The sequence below is a fragment of the Streptococcus suis genome, from assembly GCA_022354845.1.
Classification (GTDB): Bacteria; Bacillota; Bacilli; order Lactobacillales; family Streptococcaceae; genus Streptococcus; species Streptococcus suis_AA.
The window spans coordinates 73,967-92,119 of record CP031970.1 but is presented as its reverse complement, the minus strand read 5'-3'; the positions used below and the strand labels follow the sequence as shown (position 1 = coordinate 92,119).

20 protein-coding genes, 1 tRNA gene, 1 other RNA gene and 2 pseudogenes are annotated in these 18,153 nt (G+C 41.1%); 6 read left to right on the top strand and 18 right to left on the bottom strand.

The annotated features are described in order from the left end of the window. Position 1 precedes the first annotated feature (1 nt). Positions 2 to 2,206 (bottom strand): bifunctional (p)ppGpp synthetase/guanosine-3',5'-bis(diphosphate) 3'-pyrophosphohydrolase, encoded by a 2,205-nt coding sequence (locus tag D2A30_00540; protein ID ULL20222.1) that lies wholly within the window; start codon positions 2,204 to 2,206, stop codon positions 2 to 4. 110 nt (positions 2,207 to 2,316) lie between these two features. On the opposite strand from D2A30_00540, the gene D2A30_00535 reads away from it, so the two are divergent. Next, positions 2,317 to 2,853, top strand: coding sequence for an N-acetyltransferase (locus D2A30_00535; GenBank protein ID ULL20221.1), 537 nt, complete (start codon positions 2,317 to 2,319; stop codon positions 2,851 to 2,853). 23 nt (positions 2,854 to 2,876) lie between these two features. Here D2A30_00535 and D2A30_00530 read toward each other — a convergent pair whose 3' ends face one another. The 7 genes from D2A30_00530 to D2A30_00500 form a co-directional block, all read right to left on the bottom strand. Beyond that, complete coding sequence (locus D2A30_00530) at positions 2,877 to 3,593, bottom strand: DUF554 domain-containing protein (GenBank protein ULL20220.1); 717 nt, start codon at positions 3,591 to 3,593, stop codon at positions 2,877 to 2,879. A gap of 3 nt (positions 3,594 to 3,596) precedes the next feature. Further along, complete coding sequence (locus D2A30_00525) at positions 3,597 to 4,343, bottom strand: 16S rRNA (uracil(1498)-N(3))-methyltransferase (protein ULL20219.1); 747 nt, start codon at positions 4,341 to 4,343, stop codon at positions 3,597 to 3,599. 1 nt (position 4,344) lies between these two features. Then, on the bottom strand, positions 4,345 to 5,298 hold the full coding sequence (locus D2A30_00520; GenBank protein ID ULL20218.1) for a 50S ribosomal protein L11 methyltransferase: 954 nt from the start codon (positions 5,296 to 5,298) through the stop codon (positions 4,345 to 4,347). A 15-nt stretch (positions 5,299 to 5,313) separates the two neighbouring features. After that, positions 5,314 to 6,342, bottom strand: a complete 1,029-nt coding sequence (locus tag D2A30_00515; protein ULL20217.1) for a tryptophan synthase subunit beta — start codon at positions 6,340 to 6,342, stop codon at positions 5,314 to 5,316. Positions 6,343 to 6,957: 615 nt separating this feature from the next. Next, on the bottom strand, positions 6,958 to 7,311 hold the full coding sequence (locus D2A30_00510; protein ID ULL20216.1) for an RNA-binding protein: 354 nt from the start codon (positions 7,309 to 7,311) through the stop codon (positions 6,958 to 6,960). 1 nt (position 7,312) lies between these two features. Then, on the bottom strand, positions 7,313 to 7,783 hold the full coding sequence (locus D2A30_00505) for a DUF3013 family protein (protein ID ULL20215.1): 471 nt from the start codon (positions 7,781 to 7,783) through the stop codon (positions 7,313 to 7,315). 1 nt (position 7,784) lies between these two features. Beyond that, entirely contained in the window at positions 7,785 to 8,120 is a 336-nt protein-coding gene (locus tag D2A30_00500; GenBank protein ID ULL20214.1) for a nucleotide pyrophosphohydrolase, read from the bottom strand. 69 nt (positions 8,121 to 8,189) lie between these two features. Here D2A30_00500 and D2A30_00495 point away from each other — a divergent pair, with 69 nt between their 5' ends. From D2A30_00495 to D2A30_00485, 3 genes are all read left to right on the top strand, one after another. Further along, on the top strand, positions 8,190 to 9,461 hold the full coding sequence (locus tag D2A30_00495; protein ULL20213.1) for a replication-associated recombination protein A: 1,272 nt from the start codon (positions 8,190 to 8,192) through the stop codon (positions 9,459 to 9,461). Between the two features lie 117 nt (positions 9,462 to 9,578). Next, a non-coding RNA gene (gene ssrS / locus D2A30_00490) (6S RNA) lies at positions 9,579 to 9,772 on the top strand. A 10-nt stretch (positions 9,773 to 9,782) separates the two neighbouring features. Further along, positions 9,783 to 9,855: transfer RNA gene (locus D2A30_00485), tRNA-Lys, on the top strand. Between the two features lie 388 nt (positions 9,856 to 10,243). Here the strand turns inward: D2A30_00485 and D2A30_00480 are convergent. The 9 genes from D2A30_00480 to D2A30_00440 all read right to left on the bottom strand — a co-directional run bounded on the left by D2A30_00480 (position 10,244) and on the right by D2A30_00440 (position 16,505). Next, positions 10,244 to 10,714 (bottom strand): sigma-70 family RNA polymerase sigma factor, encoded by a 471-nt coding sequence (locus D2A30_00480; GenBank protein ID ULL20212.1) that lies wholly within the window; start codon positions 10,712 to 10,714, stop codon positions 10,244 to 10,246. 181 nt (positions 10,715 to 10,895) lie between these two features. Next, entirely contained in the window at positions 10,896 to 11,444 is a 549-nt protein-coding gene (locus D2A30_00475) for a nucleotidyltransferase family protein (protein ID ULL20211.1), read from the bottom strand. Positions 11,445 to 11,772: 328 nt separating this feature from the next. Beyond that, positions 11,773 to 12,093, bottom strand: coding sequence for a DUF1292 domain-containing protein (locus D2A30_00470; GenBank protein ID ULL20210.1), 321 nt, complete (start codon positions 12,091 to 12,093; stop codon positions 11,773 to 11,775). An 11-nt stretch (positions 12,094 to 12,104) separates the two neighbouring features. Beyond that, positions 12,105 to 12,524, bottom strand: a complete 420-nt coding sequence (ruvX, locus tag D2A30_00465) for a Holliday junction resolvase RuvX (protein ID ULL20209.1) — start codon at positions 12,522 to 12,524, stop codon at positions 12,105 to 12,107. Then, positions 12,524 to 12,790, bottom strand: a complete 267-nt coding sequence (locus tag D2A30_00460) for an IreB family regulatory phosphoprotein (protein ULL20208.1) — start codon at positions 12,788 to 12,790, stop codon at positions 12,524 to 12,526. The genes ruvX and D2A30_00460 overlap by 1 nt, the downstream gene beginning before the upstream one ends. Positions 12,791 to 12,899: 109 nt before the next feature. Continuing rightward, positions 12,900 to 13,298: a transcriptional regulator Spx gene (locus D2A30_00455; GenBank protein ID ULL20207.1), complete on the bottom strand. Its 399-nt coding sequence runs from the start codon at positions 13,296 to 13,298 to the stop codon at positions 12,900 to 12,902. A gap of 213 nt (positions 13,299 to 13,511) precedes the next feature. Continuing rightward, complete coding sequence (recA, locus tag D2A30_00450) at positions 13,512 to 14,666, bottom strand: recombinase RecA (protein ULL20206.1); 1,155 nt, start codon at positions 14,664 to 14,666, stop codon at positions 13,512 to 13,514. A gap of 51 nt (positions 14,667 to 14,717) precedes the next feature. Next, positions 14,718 to 15,899 carry a competence/damage-inducible protein A gene (locus D2A30_00445; GenBank protein ULL20205.1) on the bottom strand — a complete coding sequence of 394 codons (1,182 nt, stop codon included), beginning with the start codon at positions 15,897 to 15,899 and terminating at the stop codon, positions 14,718 to 14,720. Between the two features lie 36 nt (positions 15,900 to 15,935). Further along, on the bottom strand, positions 15,936 to 16,505 hold the full coding sequence (locus tag D2A30_00440; protein ID ULL20204.1) for a DNA-3-methyladenine glycosylase I: 570 nt from the start codon (positions 16,503 to 16,505) through the stop codon (positions 15,936 to 15,938). A 235-nt stretch (positions 16,506 to 16,740) separates the two neighbouring features. Here D2A30_00440 and D2A30_00435 point away from each other — a divergent pair. Next, positions 16,741 to 16,946 (top strand): annotated as a pseudogene (locus D2A30_00435) (hypothetical protein). Between the two features lie 29 nt (positions 16,947 to 16,975). After that, a pseudogene (locus tag D2A30_00430) lies at positions 16,976 to 17,202 on the top strand (hypothetical protein). A 157-nt stretch (positions 17,203 to 17,359) separates the two neighbouring features. Here the strand turns inward: D2A30_00430 and ruvA are convergent. Continuing rightward, positions 17,360 to 17,950, bottom strand: coding sequence for a Holliday junction branch migration protein RuvA (ruvA, locus tag D2A30_00425; GenBank protein ULL20203.1), 591 nt, complete (start codon positions 17,948 to 17,950; stop codon positions 17,360 to 17,362). Positions 17,951 to 18,153: the final 203 nt, after the last annotated feature.

Genomic DNA, 18,153 nt, shown 5'->3' with positions numbered 1-18,153 from the left:
CTTATCCGTTGGTCCTTTTCACTGAATAAACCTCTGGAACCGACTTAATTTTGTCGACCAAACTTGTCAAGGTTGCCAAATTGGAAATCCCAAAGGATACATGAATCGTCGCAAATTTCATATCCTTGGTTGGTTGTGCATTAACGGACGAAATGTTTTTGCTAGCATTAGTCAATACTTTCAAAACATCATTGAGAAGTCCCGAGCGATTCAGTCCATAAATATCAATATTGGCCATGTACTCTTTTGTTGAATTATCATCTTCCCAGTCAACATCAATTAAGCGCACATCGTAATTTTCTTGACTCTTAAGGTTCATACAGTCCACACGGTGAACAGCCACCCCACGCCCCTTGGTGATATAACCAACAATTTCATCACCCGGTACTGGATTACAACATTTGGCAATCCGAATAAGCAAGTCAGAAGCGCCCTCGATAACCACACCACCCTCGTGTCGGATTTTTAAACTGTCTTTATTGTCGTGTTTGACCTCTCCACCATTAACCAGTTCATCTGCTACCGCTCTTGCCTTGGCACGTTCGGCTTCACGACGTTCCTTTTCTGTCAAACGATTGATGATTGACACAGCAGAAACTTCTCCAAAACCGACTGCGGCATAAAGTGCCTCGTCTGTTTTATAGCTGGTCTTTTGCAAAACTTCATCCATGTGACGACGATCTAAATACTGGTTCGGAACGTAGCCATTTTCTTGAAGCAAGCTTTGAAGCATCTCACGTCCTTTGGAAACCGATAATTCCTTATCTTGATTTTTAAAGAACTGCTTGATTTTGTTACGGGCTTTATGGGTTTTTACAAGATTAACCCAGTCACGACTCGGACCAAAGGAATTGGCTGAAGTAATAATTTCTACCTGATCCCCTGTTTTGAGTTTGGTTGTCAGAGGGACCATGCGACCGTTGACTTTAGCACCTGTCGCTCGCTCACCTACCTTGGTATGAATTTCATATGCGAAGTCGATTGGCACAGAGTCCTTAGGCAGTTCCCGTACCGCACCATCAGGAGTGAAGACATAAATTCGTTCTGTAAAAATGTCTTCCTTGACAGAATCTACAAAGGTTTGTGCATCTCCACCAGCACCTTCTTGAAGTTCGATCAAATTATTAATCCAACGCAATTCTTTTTCAGAAGCGGTTGCCTTACCACCACGCTTATAGGCCCAGTGTGCTGCAACCCCGTACTCTGCAACTTGGTGCATCTCTACAGTACGAATTTGAAATTCGATTGGACCTTTAGGCCCATATACAGTCGTATGAATGGATTGGTAACCATTTGCTTTCTGATTTGCGATGTAATCTTTAAATCTTCCTGGCATTGGTTTCCACAACTCATGTATGTAACCTAGCATCGCATAAACATCACTTTGAGTATCCATGATACAACGAATAGCCGTCAAATCGTACAACTCATCAAAACGCTTCCTCTTATCATGCATTTTCCGATAAATAGAATAAATATGCTTTGGACGACCATAGATTTGTCCGTGAAGATGGCGTTCCTCTGTATACTCTCGCAGTTTGTTGACGACTTCAGTCACTAATTCCTCACGCTCACGGCGCTTCTCACGCATCATATGTGTAATTTTATAAAATTCAACTTCATTGAGATAGCGGAAAGACATGTCCTCCAATTCCCACTTAATGGAAGAAATACCTAAGCGGTGAGCAAGAGGTGCATATATTTCCATTGTTTCACGTGAAATACGTTCCTGCTTGTCCTTGCGCAAGTGCTTAAGAGTCCGCATGTTGTGTAAGCGGTCAGCGAGTTTAACCAAAATCACCCGCATATCTTGAGACATAGCAATTAGCATATTTCGGTGGTTTTCAGCTAGTTGTTCTTCATGAGATTTATATTCAACCTTACCCAGTTTGGTCACACCGCCGACAATATGGCGGACTTCCGGGCCAAATTCAGCTTCCATCTCATCCAAGGTCACCTCTGTATCTTCAACCACGTCATGTAAGAAACCACATGCAACCGTCACCGCATCTAGCTTGAGACCTGCTAAAATACCTGCCACCTGAATAGGGTGTACAATATAGGGCTCACCTGATTTACGAAATTGTGTTTTGTGCGCCTCTGTAGCAAAATCTAATGCTTTTTTGACAAAGGCAACATCTTCTTCCGGTAAGTAGGTGGCCGTTAAGGCAACCACTTCCTCCCCAGTATAATTTATTTCTTTCATGTCATTACTCTTCCTCTTATGTTTCCTACTATTTTACCATTTTCATGAAAAAAGAAAAAGGATAGCGCTGAAAGGTTTGAGAAAGTCTACTTTTCAGATATACTATCTTTATGACTAATACATTATTTGACACTATTCCATTTCTTGACCACCCTCCGATTTTACTACGACACATCCAAGAAAGTGATCTAGACAATCTTTGGGAAATCTATTCCAATCCCCTTCATTTCCAATACACTCCTAACACATCAACTAAAAGTAAAGAAACCCTTCGCAAACGAATCAGTCATTTCCAACGTGATTTTAATAAGAAAAAAAGGTTGTTTTTAGGACTAGAATTTCAAGGAAAATTGATTGGCGTCTTGGAAGTTTTCGACTACAAAAAACGAACTGCGTCGGTGACCATTGGCTACCGTCTTCATCATGCTTTCTGGAATCAAGGTCTGGCTAGCCGAGCAGTCAGTCTGCTCTGCCATTTCCTACTAGAAGAATGCCCGATAATAACAATCGTCGCCTTTGTCCTGCCAGAAAACTATGCTTCTCAGCAGGTACTCCTGAAAAATGATTTTCAACAGGTCGGGCAAGTCGAGGAGGTCTGGAAGGGCTTGGGGCAGGTCAGCCTCTTGCAATTTGAACGAAAACAGTAAAAACCAGGGGAATCCTGGTTTTCTTATGCAAAATAGCTCCAAATCACCGCAATGAGAATAGCTGGCAACATATTGGCCACGCGGATTTTTCGATCCCAAACAATATTAACTCCGACACAAAAAATAAGAACTGACCCTATTAGAGAAAGGTTCGCAAGTGCTTGTTCCGTCATAATCGGTTCAATCAAACGTGCCAAAATCGTTACTGAGCCCTGGAAAAAGAAGACGGGTACGGCCGAAAACCCTGCTCCCTTACCTAAACTAGAAGTCATAATCAAAATAATTATAAAATCCAAAATGCTTTTAATAGCTAATAATCGGTAATCTCCCGTCAAACCATCTTGAATAGAACCAATAATGGCCATAGCTCCAATACAAACAGTCAAGGAAGCCGTCAAAAAGGCATCTAAAAACTGAGAATCTTGACTATTTCCCGATTTTTCACGGATCCAAACACCAAGTTGCTCAAACCAACCTTCGATATGGAGTACTTCCCCCATCAAGGTTCCTAACGCCAAACTAATGACCAGAAGCATACTATTCTGACTTGTGATCTGACCATCTACAACTGTCAGTAACCCCTCTAAACTACCAGAAATCCCCAGAAAAAGAACAGCAACACCACTCGCCATCGTCAACCCCGACTGATGGCGTTCTTTTAGTAAATGCCCAAACCAAGACCCTAGCAAACCTGCTAGGGCAATGGCCAAGGTATTGATAATCGTTCCTAAAGCAAACATATACTACCTCAACAATTCCGTCGCGTAGCTAATAGCAGAAAGAGCATAGAGTGGAGCCGTTTCTGCTCGGAGGATGCGAGGACCCAGTCCTGTCTTGACCGCTCCTGCTCCTTCAAATGCGGCTACTTCCTCAGGCGATACGCCACCTTCTGGACCGACAATGACAAGGACTGATTGACCAGTTTCTAAACCAGATAAGGCCTTCACCAAATTGGCTTGTTCGCCCTCTTTTGCAGCCTCTTCGTAGGCTAAGATAATCTGGTCAAATCCTGCCAGCTGAGCTAGAAAATCCGTTTTTTTCTCAAATAAACGAACAGCTGGAATTCGATTGCGTTTGCTTTGTTCGGCTGCACCTTGGGCGATTTTTTCTAGCTTCTCTGCTTTTTTGCCTAATTTTTTACCATCCCATTTGACCACTGACCAGTCAGCTGGAAAGGCCCAGAGGGCTGTCATGCCTAATTCCGTTGCCTTTTGGGCGACAAATTCGAGCTTATCTCCCTTGGGGAAGCCCGTGGCAATAGTGACGGAAACGGGTAATTCGACATTGTCTGCCAGTTCTTCGATGATTTCAACCGATTGGCTTTGGCTGTCCACTACCCGTGCCAAGCGTTTAATCCCGTCGTCAAAGACTAGGACAATCTGTTCATCTGCCTGCAAGCGCATGACAGAAAACATATGCTTGGCAGTGTCCTTATCCTTAATCTGGAAAATGCCCTGCGGTGCTCTGCCATTGACAAAATACTGCTGCATCCTAGCCTCCAATCACACCTGAGCGGTCCGCCGTTTTCTTGAAGATACAGCAATTCCACTCACCTTGAATCATGTGGGTCTCAAGAAAGAATCCAGCCGCCTCCGCCGATGCTCGCACCATGTCCCACTTGTCCGCTATGATACCGCTCATAATTAGGTAGCCCTCGTCCTTGACCAGACGGTAGGCATCCTCCGTCAGATGGATGAGAATATCCGCCAAGATGTTGGCAACGATGACTTCTGCTTCAATGTCAACGCCACGAAGCAGGTCGCCTGCCGCGACATGGATATTGCTGGTGTGGGCATTGAGGTCAATGTTTTCCTGAGCCACACGCACCGCCACTTCATCCAAGTCATAGGCAAAAATCTCCTTAGCACCCAAGAGGGAGCTGGCAATAGAGAGTACACCTGAGCCTGTGCCGACGTCAATGACCGTTTCGTCACCACGAAGGACCTGAGAAAGAGCAAAGAGGCTCATCTTGGTAGTCGGGTGGGTACCCGTACCGAAAGCCATGCCTGGGTCCAGACGTATAATCTTCTCACCAGCATTCGCCTCGTAGTCTGTCCAAGATGGCACAATGGTCAAATCATGGGTAATGCGCGCTGGTTGATAGTATTTCTTCCAGTTGTCCGCCCAATCTTCTTCTGCCAATTCCTGACTTTCTAGACTGACCTGACCAATCTCCAAGCCAAAGCCTGTCAAATCCGCCAAGCGAGTCGCCAAGTCTGCCTTAACTTCCTCAATATCTACAGTATCAGGATAATAGCCCGTAATCGCAATCATATCTGACTGCTCCACTTCGGGATAGAGTTCACCAAAACGGTCCTCCTGTCCCACATAGTCAGCCGAGTCGCTAATGGCTACCCCCTGACTGCCCGTTTCAATCATGAGATTTGAAACTGCTTCTTCTGCATCACGATGCACGTGAATCGTTAATTCTTGCCATGAGTTCATGTTTGTTTTCCTTTTCTACTCTATATCAACTAATTTAAAAATACTTTTACCAATAACTGTAATAATATTTTTTCTCAATTGTTGTTCTAATTCCGAGTCAATTCCGCAATTATTAACAAACCTATCTTCAAAAGTTGTATACAGACGTCTCACTCGAATTGGATTTCCGGCATCAAAATTTTCAACATAGTGGTAAATTATTATCGGAACACCACGTTCTAATGAACATTTTGCTACTTTTTCCCAAAGATAGCTATCTGTCTGTCCCAATGATGCTCCATAAATAATGAGAATATCTGAATTTTTGATAATTTGTTCGTTTCTAATATCTAGGTTTTCACGAACTCCTGAGAGACTCAAATTTTTTATTAAAAATTCTCTCTGCTCCTCAGAAAATTCATCCGATAGCTGTTCTGAATTACTGACACCAAGGATTGTGTTCAATTCTAAACTTCCATGGCAGTGAATCGGTTTTCTCACAATAAATTTATAAGTTGAACTTGAACTAGACCGATAGTTGTTCTTATATGTATCCATCGACTTCTCAAATAATTTATCTAATACATTAGTATAATTTAATGTCATTAAATTAACAATGTCATGTTCAAACCTATTTTCATCGAAAAGTTTAGTAATTAGTGGCTGATTTAGGGTGGGTAAATCACTAATTAAGCGGTTGAATGTCTCTCCAAAATCAATAATTTTTTGTTCATATTCAAATGACTTTTGAACATCACTTAAATAAAATCGTAAATCATCAATTACATCAGATAAATCATTAATAAACTTTTCTTTTGCATCATTGGTCTTAGTAATCTCTTCATTATCCCTAGTCAATTTTCCAATCGATAACTCAAAGTCTGACCAGTTCTCATAATCATTCACTCTGTCCTTGAAGAGAGCTTCATATATAAAGTTTGAATAGTCATTTTTCTCTTTCTTATTTTTATAAATTTCATTTTGAAATTCATAAAAGTTTTTATATTTTGTTTTTAGACCATATTGTATATCTAATCCATTTCCAACAATATAAGTAATGTACATTTCCCCTCCAAAGCATTTTCTCATCCATTATTACAAATTGTATACAATTTTATTTAAAATTATTGTACCGATTTCTAGCCTTTTTTACAAGTTAATGTTGCGCGATGGAGCCCTAATAATACTTTTTCGAAAATTTTCTAATCGCACTGCGAATAAACATGTGTAGGAAAGTTTGAGACGATGGTTCCAAGTTTCTGAACGGAGGTGATGCCCATGGAAGTGGACAGCAAATCTGCTAGAAAGGCTAGCCCATGCCAGATGGTAAGTAAACTTACTCATCTGGCAACGACAAATCCTATAAGATTTGTCTAAGGCACGCACTAGCTCGAGTTTTGAAAAATATCGTTTCAAAACTCTCACGTCTGAGAACTCTGGATTTATATTTATCAGGTCTACTTGTTGAAATGCTGAGCTTGATAATCGTCATCATTTTAGCTATTCGAGATAAAAAATAACCGTCAGCAAACTTTGATACAGTTCTGACGGTTATTTAATCTAACGAACTGAACCACCGTTTAGCGGTCCTACTGGGCGTTGAGTTCCAGCTCAACGCCTTTTCTATTTTTATAGTAGCAAAAGTTTCACCCACAGTCAAGCAAGAGAGGAAACGGAATGTCAAATAGAATCTATTACCCTCAATTCTATACCTACTGCACCATATTGTTCTAACTGTTCTCGCGAATAGTAAACTTCCATATCTTCTGGTTTCGCCTCTCTGATACTGCTTTGCGTATACCCACAAGATAATAAATCCAGTTCTTTGTATAACTGAGCAAAATTATCAAATATGTGAAGATTTAATACTTGCACCTCGATCGTTTGCGTCTGATTCTCTGTACAATAAAAACGGATGCGATCTCCAATTTGTATATGCTTGCGCTTCTCATCGTAAAGTCGTAGCTCAATGGTCTTCTGACCAGACTTCATCATTTCAAACGGTTTTGGAGCCAGTAACATTTCATGAACCATCTCAATACCTCGGATATGGGTAAAATTCTCCCTCCACCAAGTCTGCTCTGCCTTTTTCAAAAGCCTCCGCGTCCCAGTCAAGGCCAAAGTCAATGGCAGTCTCGTCGCTCAGGAAGTCCATGAGGTCGTCTAAACCTTGGTCGGCGGTATCCTTGAGAAAGACTGCGAAGTAGGTCAGAAACTCTGCCGAAAAGCCCTTCTTGGCGTCAAATGGCAGAGCCACCAGGTAGTCTTCCTCGTCAAAGCGAGACTTGTCCTGGTTGTATAAAAGGACATACTCCTCTAGGAAAATATCCTCCGCAGAGGCATTGCCTTCGTCATCCACCGTTTCAATCCCAGCCGCATTTTGTGCTTCCAAGATGAAAGCTAACTCAACTGCGTGGTTTTTCTTGTCCCAGTTGAGCTCGTAATCGTAGGTAAAGTGTTTGTCCAGTGCCACTTCCAGCACATCTAAAAAGCCATGTTTCGCCATTCTATTTCCTCTTTTCTATAAATTCCAATAAATTTATTTCTCGACCGTATTTGACGGAAGCCCGCTCGTCTTTCTCCAAAATGGACTTAGTTAAATCTAGTTGATTCACCGCTGCCAAGGCTACAGCATAGTGAATAACGTCAGCTAGTTCTTCTGCCAGACAAGCAGAGCTGTCTTCTTCGCCGTCCATCATCTTGCGGCCTGCACGCTTGTTCAGCAGCTCTGCCACTTCACCAATTTCTTCCACTAATTTCATAAAGAGACTTTGCTCGGGAACTGTCGTCCCATAGTGGTCACGCAAGTATTCTTCCAAAACACTCACCGTCAACTCCACCATCTTCGTTTCTCTCCAAATCTTAAAATTGTAGTATAATAATTATACCATAAATACACTGAAAGGAAGCCTATGCCAGCCAATCTCGCCCTTCGCATGCGGCCCAAATCCATTGATGAAGTAATCGGTCAGGAACACCTGGTCGGTCCTGGAAGGATTATCCGTCGCATGATTGATGCCAATATGCTATCGTCCATGATTCTCTACGGTCCGCCAGGGATTGGCAAGACCTCGATTGCGTCCGCAATTGCTGGCACGACCAAGTATGCCTTTCGGACCTTTAATGCCACGACAGACAACCAAAAACGCCTGCAGGAAATCGCTGAAGAAGCTAAGTTTTCCGGTGGTTTGGTTCTCCTGCTCGATGAAATCCACCGTCTCAACAAGACCAAACAGGACTTCCTGCTTCCTCTCTTGGAAAATGGCAATATCATCATGATTGGGGCAACGACGGAAAATCCCTTTTTCTCAATTCTGCCTGCCATTCGTAGTCGGGTGCAGATTTTTGAATTGCAGCCTTTGCAAACCAGCCACATCCGACAAGCCTTGGAACTGGCTCTGACAGACAGCGAACGTGGATTTGACTTCCCTGTCACCATTGAACCGGAGGCTCTGGACTTCCTAGCCAATGCTACCAACGGTGACCTGCGAGCTGCCTATAATTCGCTAGAATTGGCTGTGCTTTCGACCAAGGAAAGTGATGATGGTAGTCGCCACATTGATCTGGATGCCGTGGAAAATAGCCTGCAAAAGTCCTACATCAGCATGGACAAGAACGGCGATGCCCACTACGATATTCTCTCAGCCCTGCAAAAATCCATTCGAGGCAGCGATGTCAATGCCAGCCTACACTACGCCGCCCGTTTGATTGAGGCAGAGGACCTGCCTAGTCTGGCTCGTCGCTTGACGGTCATTGCCTATGAAGACATCGGCTTGGCCAATCCAGAGGCACAAATCCATACGGTGACCGCCCTTGAAGCTGCCCAGAAAATTGGTTTTCCAGAAGCACGGATTTTGATTGCCAACGTGGTCGTTGATTTGGCTCTCTCACCCAAGTCTAATTCTGCCTATCAGGCTATGGATGCAGCTCTGGCTGATTTGCGGAAAAACGGTCATCTGCCTATTCCAAATCACCTGCGAGACGGTCATTATGCTGGAAGTAAGGAGCTGGGAAATGCCATTGGCTACCAGTATCCGCATGCCTATCCTGAAAAATGGGTGGACCAGCAATACCTGCCCGATAAGTTACTTCATGCGGACTACTTTACCGCCAATGACACCGGTAAATACGAGCGTGCCTTGGGTATGACCCAAGAAAAGATAAAAAATTTGAAAAAAAAATAATAGATAAAACCTTGGTAACACAAGGTTTTTAACCAATAATGTTTTGGCAACGCTTACATTTTTTGATTTTTTCTCTTGATTTTTCTAAAAAAAGTGGTAAGATTAAATTATAGATAAGAACTGCTGTGGTATACGAATTCATACCTATGTGTTGACCGACTATTTTTGTATTATTAGGGAGACAAAGATCCTCTGACAGTATGCAAGCTGGCACACCCAGAAGCAACTAAGTCAGAAACGTGTCACCCACCTGCTTCTAGCGTGCGGGATCAATACAAATCATGGATAACCGGTACCAATACAGCATTTTTATTTTTTTATCCTTCCTTAGCTCAGCTGGCAGAGCAGCGGACTCTTAATCCGTGGGTCGTAGGTTCGATCCCTACAGGGAGGATTGGTTGATATGTGGGAAACCCACCTGTCCGAAGGGGCAGGTGGTTCCTTGCGTAAAAAACAAAAATTCAGTCACAAAGAATCGATATTGCTTCATTCAGAGTAAATATATAATTAATTTAGATGAATCACCTTGTTTCTTTTGGCAATCGGAGGCTGGGCTTTTGGGAGAGCTCGTCAGTAGAGCGCATCCGTTTTGTCTTTGATTATTAAAATCAATAAGTCGTAAACCAAAAGCCCTTGCTAAGATTCTTCACTTAGCGAGGGCTTCTTGTTCATTTTTATTATTCAATGGAGAAACTGTCATAGACATCTCACATAGCCTATCATGGTATTTTACACGTCCTAAGTTGATAGAAAAAATGCATACTATCCAGTCTTGACCTAGCTTATTTAAAATCTGCTAAATAGTCTTGCAAATCACGAATCATTTGTTTTCGGCCACTAAAACTCTGGCCTGCCATCAATTTTTCGTATTGCTCTAGTTGTTCTGAATTTAACTGTTGCCGATAAGACTGTAACATATCTTGCAGAAGAATAAATTCATCGTTAACCAGTCCAGGTGATTTCACAACATGGGATAGGTCATGGATGTCTTCATGTGCCATTCTGTCAAATTTTCTTTTGTAACTTTCTTGCTTGCGTATAACATCCTTTATATGATTTCTAAATTTTACTTTAAAATATACATATAATTTTTCTTTATCATCATATAACTGGGGTTGTTTTTCTAATAATTCATATAATACCATCATTCCTTCTTGATCCCAGTCTGACTTTTCCCATAACTTGATATAAAATTCTTGACGAGCCTTATGTACAATACCACTAACCTTTGCGTAAGTTTGTTCAAATTTCATAAACTATTAACCTCTTAGTTTTTTCTTAATTCGTTGGCTATAGTTTATCGAAAACAAGCAATACTTTACATGACATTTATGTCCTCTTTTTAGAATGTGGTCATTTTGCTCTCATCATTCAAGCAACGCGAATATACATTTGGATAAATAAAAAAAGGCCAAATAGAACTTATCTATTTAGCTATTCTTCAAATGAAATGATCATTTGCGGCCATTTGTGATCCCAGTTCTTCTTAGAAGCTCTCGTTTTATACAGCTGCATACGGTTTTTGTCCGCTAAAAAATGAGGGGTAGGCCGTACTCTATATTGATAGATGTCCTCCATTCCAAATGGGGCGAACAGTTCCATGTTTCCCTCTTTTAGCAGTCGTACACCAACAGCTGTACATCTTTCTGGAAATTTTTCAATTGCATCTTTTGATGACTGGTAAGGAAGACTGTTCGGACTGTGAATATGCATAAAGACCTGATTTTTTAATTCCCATTTATATTCTGGATACATATAATGCAAATGGTTCTCTATTTCTAAAGTTTTTTCATAGGATATTCCTTCGTCAAAGAATACAATATCAACATCAGTTGTCTTATCAAAATGGTATTGATTCCAGATGAAATTACGAATCGTCCCAGCACATAGCCAAGAATCTTTTAAATCAAGTTCCCTAACGATTTCCAAAATCCTAATGATATCTGAGTTTGCTCTCAAATACTTTTCCAGTTCTGCACTCATCTCATTCCCCAGCTTAACAAAACTTTGTAGTACAATCGTTTTCCAGAAGGGAGGTTCTAGTTCTTCAGAGCAGAATCCTCGATTAAACCAACTAGAAATACCACTCTTCTATTTTCGGTCTCAGACTGAGACAGTCTCTTCCTAGACTGTTTCTTTCCACTGGACCTTTGTTTTCGCTTTTCAAATTTTGGGCTCAAAGATAAAAAGGTCCACTGGACCTCTGTTTTCGCTTTTCAAATTTTGGGCTCAAAGATAAAAAGGTCCACTGGACCTTTGTTTTCGCTTTTCAAATTTTGGGCTCAAAGATAAAAAGGTCCACTGGACCTTTTTATTCCTCTTCCATAAAGCTGTTGAAAACTTCTTCAATCATATCCCACTCTGCTGTTGCGTCTTCTGGAATTGGTTGCAAGTCTCCTTCTGTGCCGTTCTCATTTTCAATGTATGAGTAGGCTTGGATTTCAACTTCTCCGTTCTCATCTTCTTCTGCACTAGCAGGAATCAGGAGGACGTAGTTCTTTCCAAATTCTTCCTGACCGTCAATTGTCAACAAGATTTCAAAAAGTGTTTCATTACCTTGATCGTCTACTAAAGTAATCAATTCAGGTTCGTCGTGATTATGGTCATGTTCATGATCGTGATGGTGTGCCATAGGTGTCTCCTTTAAAATGTTCTATCTAAATAATTTTGCAAAATCAGCTGAGCTGCTAATTTGTCAATAACTTTTTTACGTTTTCCTCGACTAATGTCTGCTTGTTCAATTAGCATTCGCTCTGCTGCAACAGTTGTCAACCGTTCGTCCTGATATTCTACTGGAAGTTTGTATCGCTCAGTTAATAAATCACCGTAAGCTTGACTAGCCTCTACTCGAGGGCCACTTGTATTGTTCATATTCTTTGGTAAGCCAACAACAAACTGATCAACCTTGTATTGTTCAACAAGCTCTGTCAAACGTTCCAAGCCAAATTCACCCTTGTCTTCATCAATCGGAATGATTTCCAAACCTTGAGCTGTAAAACCTAATGGATCTGAAATAGCGACCCCTACAGTTTTAGAACCAACATCTAATCCCATTATTCTCATTAAAGGTCTATCCCATTCCCTTTCAGGTAATAGCGTACCAATTCTTCAATGATTTCATCACGTTCATGCTTACGAATCTGGTTACGCGCGTCATTATAACGCGGAATATAAGCAGGGTCCCCGCTCAATACATAACCGATGATTTGGTTAATTGGATTATAGCCCTTCTCTTCCAAAGAACGATAAACACTAATCAATGTTTTGTTGATTTCCTGCTTATCGGTATCATCGAGACGGAAACGGACAGTTTCTTCCGTGAATCCCATACTTACACCTTCTTTCATTTTATGGTCTAGTTATTATACCATATTTGGACATTTTTCTCAAATAAATAAACGAAGAGAACCCTTTATTTTAGAGCTCTCTGAACACAATTTATAAAGCTGCTCTCATGCGGGCCTGTGCATTCTCAACATTTCTTACAGAACGAGGTAAAAATGCACGGATATCATCTTCCTTATAGCCAACTTGGAGTCTTTTCTCATCAATTAATATTGGACTTTTTAAAATGCGAGGATTAGAGGTAATCAAATCGATTACTTCGTTCACACTTAACTCCTCGATATCAAAATCTAAACTTTTTGCATAACGATTTTTCGATGAAACAATGCTTGCAATCCCATTTTCAGTCTTTGTTAAGATGTTAAGAATTTCTTCTTTTGTAATTGCCTCTTTTCCCAAATTGTGTTCATTATAGGATAGTTGATGTGCATTCAACCAATTCTTTGCTTTTTTACAAGAGGTACAACTAGATACTGTATAAATTTTTATCATGTAGTCACTCCTTTGCTTCATTTTATTAAACACATTATATTACATTATACCATATAAATACTCAGTCTGTAGACCTATTTTTTAGAAAAACTCAAAATTTATTGGCGAAAATTCGGAAATCCCAACTAAAATTCCTCAAAATATACGTTTCTTTCGTGGATATTCTCCTAAAAAAGAAAAAAGGGAGAAATCTTTTCCTCCCATTTCAACATCCTAATCTTCTAACTCAATCCCACCATCTAGATCAAGTACAACATCTTGTATATCTTCAACAGCAATCGTATTTTCTTCTGCTTCCACTACTTCTTGTTCTTCATCCGCTTCAATCAAACCATAGTGAATACGAATCTTACGGTCGATTTCATCAAAGATTGCTGGATTGTCTGCCAAGAATTTCTTAGCATTTTCAGAGCCTTGTCCGATTTTTTCTCCATTATAAGAATACCAGGCACCTGCTTTTTGAATAATACCAAGGTTGCTACCGATCTCGATCAATTCACCTGTGCGAGAAATTCCCTCTCCATACATGATTTCAACGATAGCTTCCTTAAACGGAGGAGCTACCTTATTCTTCACAATCTTGACCTTGGTTTCCTTACCAACGTTTTGATCTTTTTGATCACCAGTACCTTTGATCTGCGTATTTCCGCGGACATCCATACGAACAGATGCATAGAACTTAAGAGCACGTCCACCAGGTGTTGTTTCAGGGTTACCAAACATCACCCCAACTTTTTCACGTAACTGGTTGATAAAGATAGCAATTGTCTTGGTCTTGTTGATAGAAGCTGACAACTTACGCATAGCCTGACTCATCATGCGTGCTTGCAAACCTACGTGACTATCACCAATATCACCATCAATTTCTGCACGAGGTACAAGGGCTGCTACAGAGTCAACGACAACTAAGTCAACCGCGCCAGAGTCAATCAACTTACCTGCAATCTCAAGACCTTGTTCACCTGAGTCTGGTTGCGACAAAAGTAATTCATCAATATTTACCCCTAGGGCTGCTGCATAGGCTGGATCCAAAGCATGTTCTGCATCAATAAAGGCTGCAATTCCACCTTCTTTCTGCGCTTGAGCCACAGCATGAAGAGCAACTGTTGTCTTACCTGAACTTTCTGGACCATAAATTTCAATGATACGCCCTTTGGGATAACCACCTGCCCCAAGCGCAATATCAATAGACAGACTACCTGAGCTCATAACTTGAACCTTTTGCTCTGCACGTTCACCGAGACGCATGACAGCTCCCTTACCAAAATCTTTTTCAATAGATTTCAGTGCATCATCCAGCGCTTTTTTACGTTCATCTCCAAATTTTTTTGTAATATCTTCTAGTTTTTTTCCTGGTTTCTTAGCCAATGATTTTCTCCTCTTTTCTTAGTCAAACTATTATAGCAAATATCTGCTATTTCACAAAGTGTTTCGTACAAAATCTAACGCCTGTAAACAAGCAAGTTGACGAAGGTATTGCCATGAATAACCTCCTAAATCTACCTCTTTTTTGGAAATACCCGAGGTACTGGCCAAGGCTAGATATACTTTAGCAAGTACGTTGTCTACTGTTGATTCTGGTTTGACCGCCACCGACACAACTAGCCCTAAATCAGCTTGTAGTTCCTCCCGAATGCGACTTGCTTCTTCTGATAGCCCGCCCGATTCTGTCCCTAGCTGACCGATGATTTTTCCTCCACTATAATACGGCTGACCAGCCAAAGCCAGACTCAATTCTGCTTGTAATAAACCACCTGTTCCATTCTCTAGGATGCCCAAAGATTGTTTCTTTTCCTCTAAAAGAGTCGCTACGGTTTTAACCAAACTATTGTCATCCCCATATGCATAGAAAAAAACTCTCAAATGGTCACGTTGCAATATCTCTTCTTCCAACTGATTCAAACGAACGTTCGCTTCTTCCTGGCTATCTGCCTTCGTAGATAAACGAAGCGTCACCTCTCCAACTTTTGCATAAGGCGCAAGAGTCGGGTCTGTCTGCTTGTCAATCAAATCCGCTAAAACAGTCACCAACTGGCTTTCACCTATTCCAAAAAAGCGTAGGACACGCGAGTAAAGTTGTTGCTGAGATTGAGTCAAAAAAGGTAACAGACTCTCAGAAAACATGGCCTTGAGTTCACTTGGTGGGCCAGGCAAAACAATATAGGTCACACCATCTTGCTCAATCATACCACCTACAGCTAAACCAGCTGGGTTCTGTAGCGCCTGACTTCCCTCCACAATCTGTGCTTGACGCTCATTATTATGTGTGCGAACACGACCTGGTCGACTGGCAAAAAAACGGTCTAATTTTGCCATCGCTAGTTCGTCAGCAACCAACTCTTTTTGCAAAAATGTCGCTAAAGTTTGCTTAGTCAAGTCGTCTTCAGTAGGACCTAAACCACCACATAAAATGACCAGATCACTTCGTTTACTTGCAATTTCAAGCACAGACAATAGTCGCTGTTCATTATCACCTACAGCAGTGTGGAAGTATACATCAATACCTAGCTCTGCACATTTTTCTGACAAGAATTGAGCATTCGTATTCACAATTTGACCTGTCAATATTTCTGTTCCAACAGCAATTAATTCTGCTTTCATGTTCCTCCCCTAACTAAGATACGATTGCTCGCTCATCTAATTAATTCGTAATTTCTTTCCAATTTCACAGGTTTCTTCATGGTCATTTAGAAGACCTGCAGCCTGCAAATAGGAGTAAATACAGACAGGTCCTAGAAATTTGAAACCTCGTTTCTTCAAATCTTTTGAAATCCGCTCAGACAAGTCGTTCTTGGTCGGCAATTCTCGGAAGGACTTGACAGGGTTGTCAATTGTTGCACCGTTCACCCATTCCCAAAGATACGTATCGAACGTACCGAATTCCTCCTGTACTCGAAGAAAAGCCTGGGCATTGACGCGGGTAGCGTACAACTTTGCCTTGTGACGGATGATATGTGGATTATTCAAAAGTGCATCCAAATCTTCATCAGTCATTGTTGCAACCTTTTGAATATTATAGTTGAAAAATGCGGAGCGAAAAGCCTGCCGTTTGTTGAGAACAATTTCCCAGGAAAGTCCAGCTTGGTAGGATTCCAAGCAAAGCAACTCAAACAAAGACTGCTCATCGTGAAGTGGCTTGCCCCATTCTTCATCATGGTAAGCAATATAAAGTGGATTATTTAGATTAACCCAAGTACAACGGGACATAGAAACTCCTTTTCACATACGGTTTACTTAATATAGTCGAATGAATTAGCTTTCAGACAAGGAACTGAGGCGCAGGCTGTACTAGAGTACGGCAAGGCGAAAGTGACGATGTATCAAAGCTAATTAAAATGACTATACTTTTAGCTACTTAATTCAGCAACCATCGTACTGTTACGGTAATTGAACACGGCTACGATACTTTGCAAAAAGATAAAGACTTCCTAGATGCCAAAGCATCTGCGTCCGCTTTCCTATTTTCTCTTTGTCCTTTACGTCCTTTGTATCTGGACACGACATGAGCCGCAAAAATCGATATTATTTTTGTGGCGAATTAGTAAGGTACCTAGGCAAGTCGCAAATAGCGATTGCCGTAGTATGATGAGTTACTTTAGTAACCATCATACTGGTACGTTAGTTGAACACGGCTACGATACTTTGCAAAAAGATAAAGACTTCCTAGATGCCAAAGCATCTGCGTCCGCTTTCCTATTTTCTCTTTGTCCTTTACGTCCTTTGTATCTGGACACGACATGAGCCGCAAAAATCGATATTATTTTTGTGGCGAATTAGTAAGGTACCTAGGCAAGTCGCAAATAGCGATTGCCGTAGTATGATGAGTTACTTTAGTAACCATCATACTGGTACGTTAGTTGAACACGGTTACGATACTTTGCAAAATTGTCAAACTGAATCCTAAATATCACCGAATAACGCAGTTGACATCTGGTAAAAGGCTTCGTCAAAACTCGCCTTTTACCTAGTTGTCATTGCGGAGGTCTCACAACGAAATTTCTAACAAAATTTCTGTTCGGCCGTCTATTTTGCTTTGTATCGCTTAACGCCTTAGTATCCTATTACTTCATCAGCATTTTAAGGGCTGACTTGATGTAGTTTTCTGCGGTGTCGTTGGTGCCTTCAAAGAATTTCTTGATTTTCTTGAGTTCGGCTGGTCGGTAACCAAGAGCTTCCATGGCTTCCATGGCTTCTTCGAGGGCGATATTTTCACTGGATGGTGCTACTTGTTGAACAGGACCCGCTTCTTCGCTCATGACAAACTTGCCTTCCAAGTCCAAAATCATCTGCTGGGCTGTTTTCTTGCCAATCTTTGGAAACTTGGTCAGGTAAGTAATATTTTTCTGCTCAATGGCACGAACAAGCCCATCATTATCATCAACAGCAATAATAGCTAGAGCCGTTGTTGGACCAATACCTGATACTGAAATCAGACTCAGAAAGACGGATTTTTCATTCTCTGTAGCAAATCCGTAGAGTAAATGAGCATCTTCACGAATCACCTGATGAGTATAGACTGTCACTTCTTGCTGGACTTGTCCTGAATAGGCGTAGGGATTAGCAACCTGCAAGATATAGCCTACTCCATACGTTTCCACCACAATATATTTTGCAGTTATTTTCGTTAAAATTCCTTTAATATAGCCGTACATATGATTCCTTTACTAATGTGTCAACTTTTTGTTAATATTTATACTCAATAAAAATTGAAAACGATTAGCTCCAAAGGTTTGGGAAACCTTTGGAGGTTGGAGATTGAGCGAACGAAGTTCGTTTCTCCAAGAGTAGATAGGCCCTTACTACTTTCGCGTTTTAAGATAGCAGGCTGTAAAGCTCACAGGAGCTTTACACTCAT

Excerpts from the sequence above, each read along its gene's own strand:
- D2A30_00540 (ULL20222.1), bottom strand. The coding sequence starts at position 2,206 with ATGAAAGAAATAAATTATACTGGGGAGGAAGTGGTTGCCTTAACGGCC.
- D2A30_00535 (ULL20221.1), top strand. The coding sequence starts at position 2,317 with ATGACTAATACATTATTTGACACTATTCCATTTCTTGACCACCCTCCG.
- D2A30_00530 (ULL20220.1), bottom strand. The coding sequence starts at position 3,593 with ATGTTTGCTTTAGGAACGATTATCAATACCTTGGCCATTGCCCTAGCA.
- D2A30_00525 (ULL20219.1), bottom strand. The coding sequence starts at position 4,343 with ATGCAGCAGTATTTTGTCAATGGCAGAGCACCGCAGGGCATTTTCCAG.
- D2A30_00520 (ULL20218.1), bottom strand. The coding sequence starts at position 5,298 with ATGAACTCATGGCAAGAATTAACGATTCACGTGCATCGTGATGCAGAA.
- D2A30_00515 (ULL20217.1), bottom strand. The coding sequence starts at position 6,342 with ATGTACATTACTTATATTGTTGGAAATGGATTAGATATACAATATGGT.
- D2A30_00510 (ULL20216.1), bottom strand. The coding sequence starts at position 7,311 with ATGGTTCATGAAATGTTACTGGCTCCAAAACCGTTTGAAATGATGAAG.
- D2A30_00505 (ULL20215.1), bottom strand. The coding sequence starts at position 7,783 with ATGGCGAAACATGGCTTTTTAGATGTGCTGGAAGTGGCACTGGACAAA.
- D2A30_00500 (ULL20214.1), bottom strand. The coding sequence starts at position 8,120 with ATGGTGGAGTTGACGGTGAGTGTTTTGGAAGAATACTTGCGTGACCAC.
- D2A30_00495 (ULL20213.1), top strand. The coding sequence starts at position 8,190 with ATGCCAGCCAATCTCGCCCTTCGCATGCGGCCCAAATCCATTGATGAA.
- D2A30_00480 (ULL20212.1), bottom strand. The coding sequence starts at position 10,714 with ATGAAATTTGAACAAACTTACGCAAAGGTTAGTGGTATTGTACATAAG.
- D2A30_00475 (ULL20211.1), bottom strand. The coding sequence starts at position 11,444 with ATGAGTGCAGAACTGGAAAAGTATTTGAGAGCAAACTCAGATATCATT.
- D2A30_00470 (ULL20210.1), bottom strand. The coding sequence starts at position 12,093 with ATGGCACACCATCACGATCATGAACATGACCATAATCACGACGAACCT.
- ruvX (ULL20209.1), bottom strand. The coding sequence starts at position 12,524 with ATGAGAATAATGGGATTAGATGTTGGTTCTAAAACTGTAGGGGTCGCT.
- D2A30_00460 (ULL20208.1), bottom strand. The coding sequence starts at position 12,790 with ATGGGATTCACGGAAGAAACTGTCCGTTTCCGTCTCGATGATACCGAT.
- D2A30_00455 (ULL20207.1), bottom strand. The coding sequence starts at position 13,298 with ATGATAAAAATTTATACAGTATCTAGTTGTACCTCTTGTAAAAAAGCA.
- D2A30_00445 (ULL20205.1), bottom strand. The coding sequence starts at position 15,899 with ATGAAAGCAGAATTAATTGCTGTTGGAACAGAAATATTGACAGGTCAA.
- D2A30_00440 (ULL20204.1), bottom strand. The coding sequence starts at position 16,505 with ATGTCCCGTTGTACTTGGGTTAATCTAAATAATCCACTTTATATTGCT.
- ruvA (ULL20203.1), bottom strand. The coding sequence starts at position 17,950 with ATGTACGGCTATATTAAAGGAATTTTAACGAAAATAACTGCAAAATAT.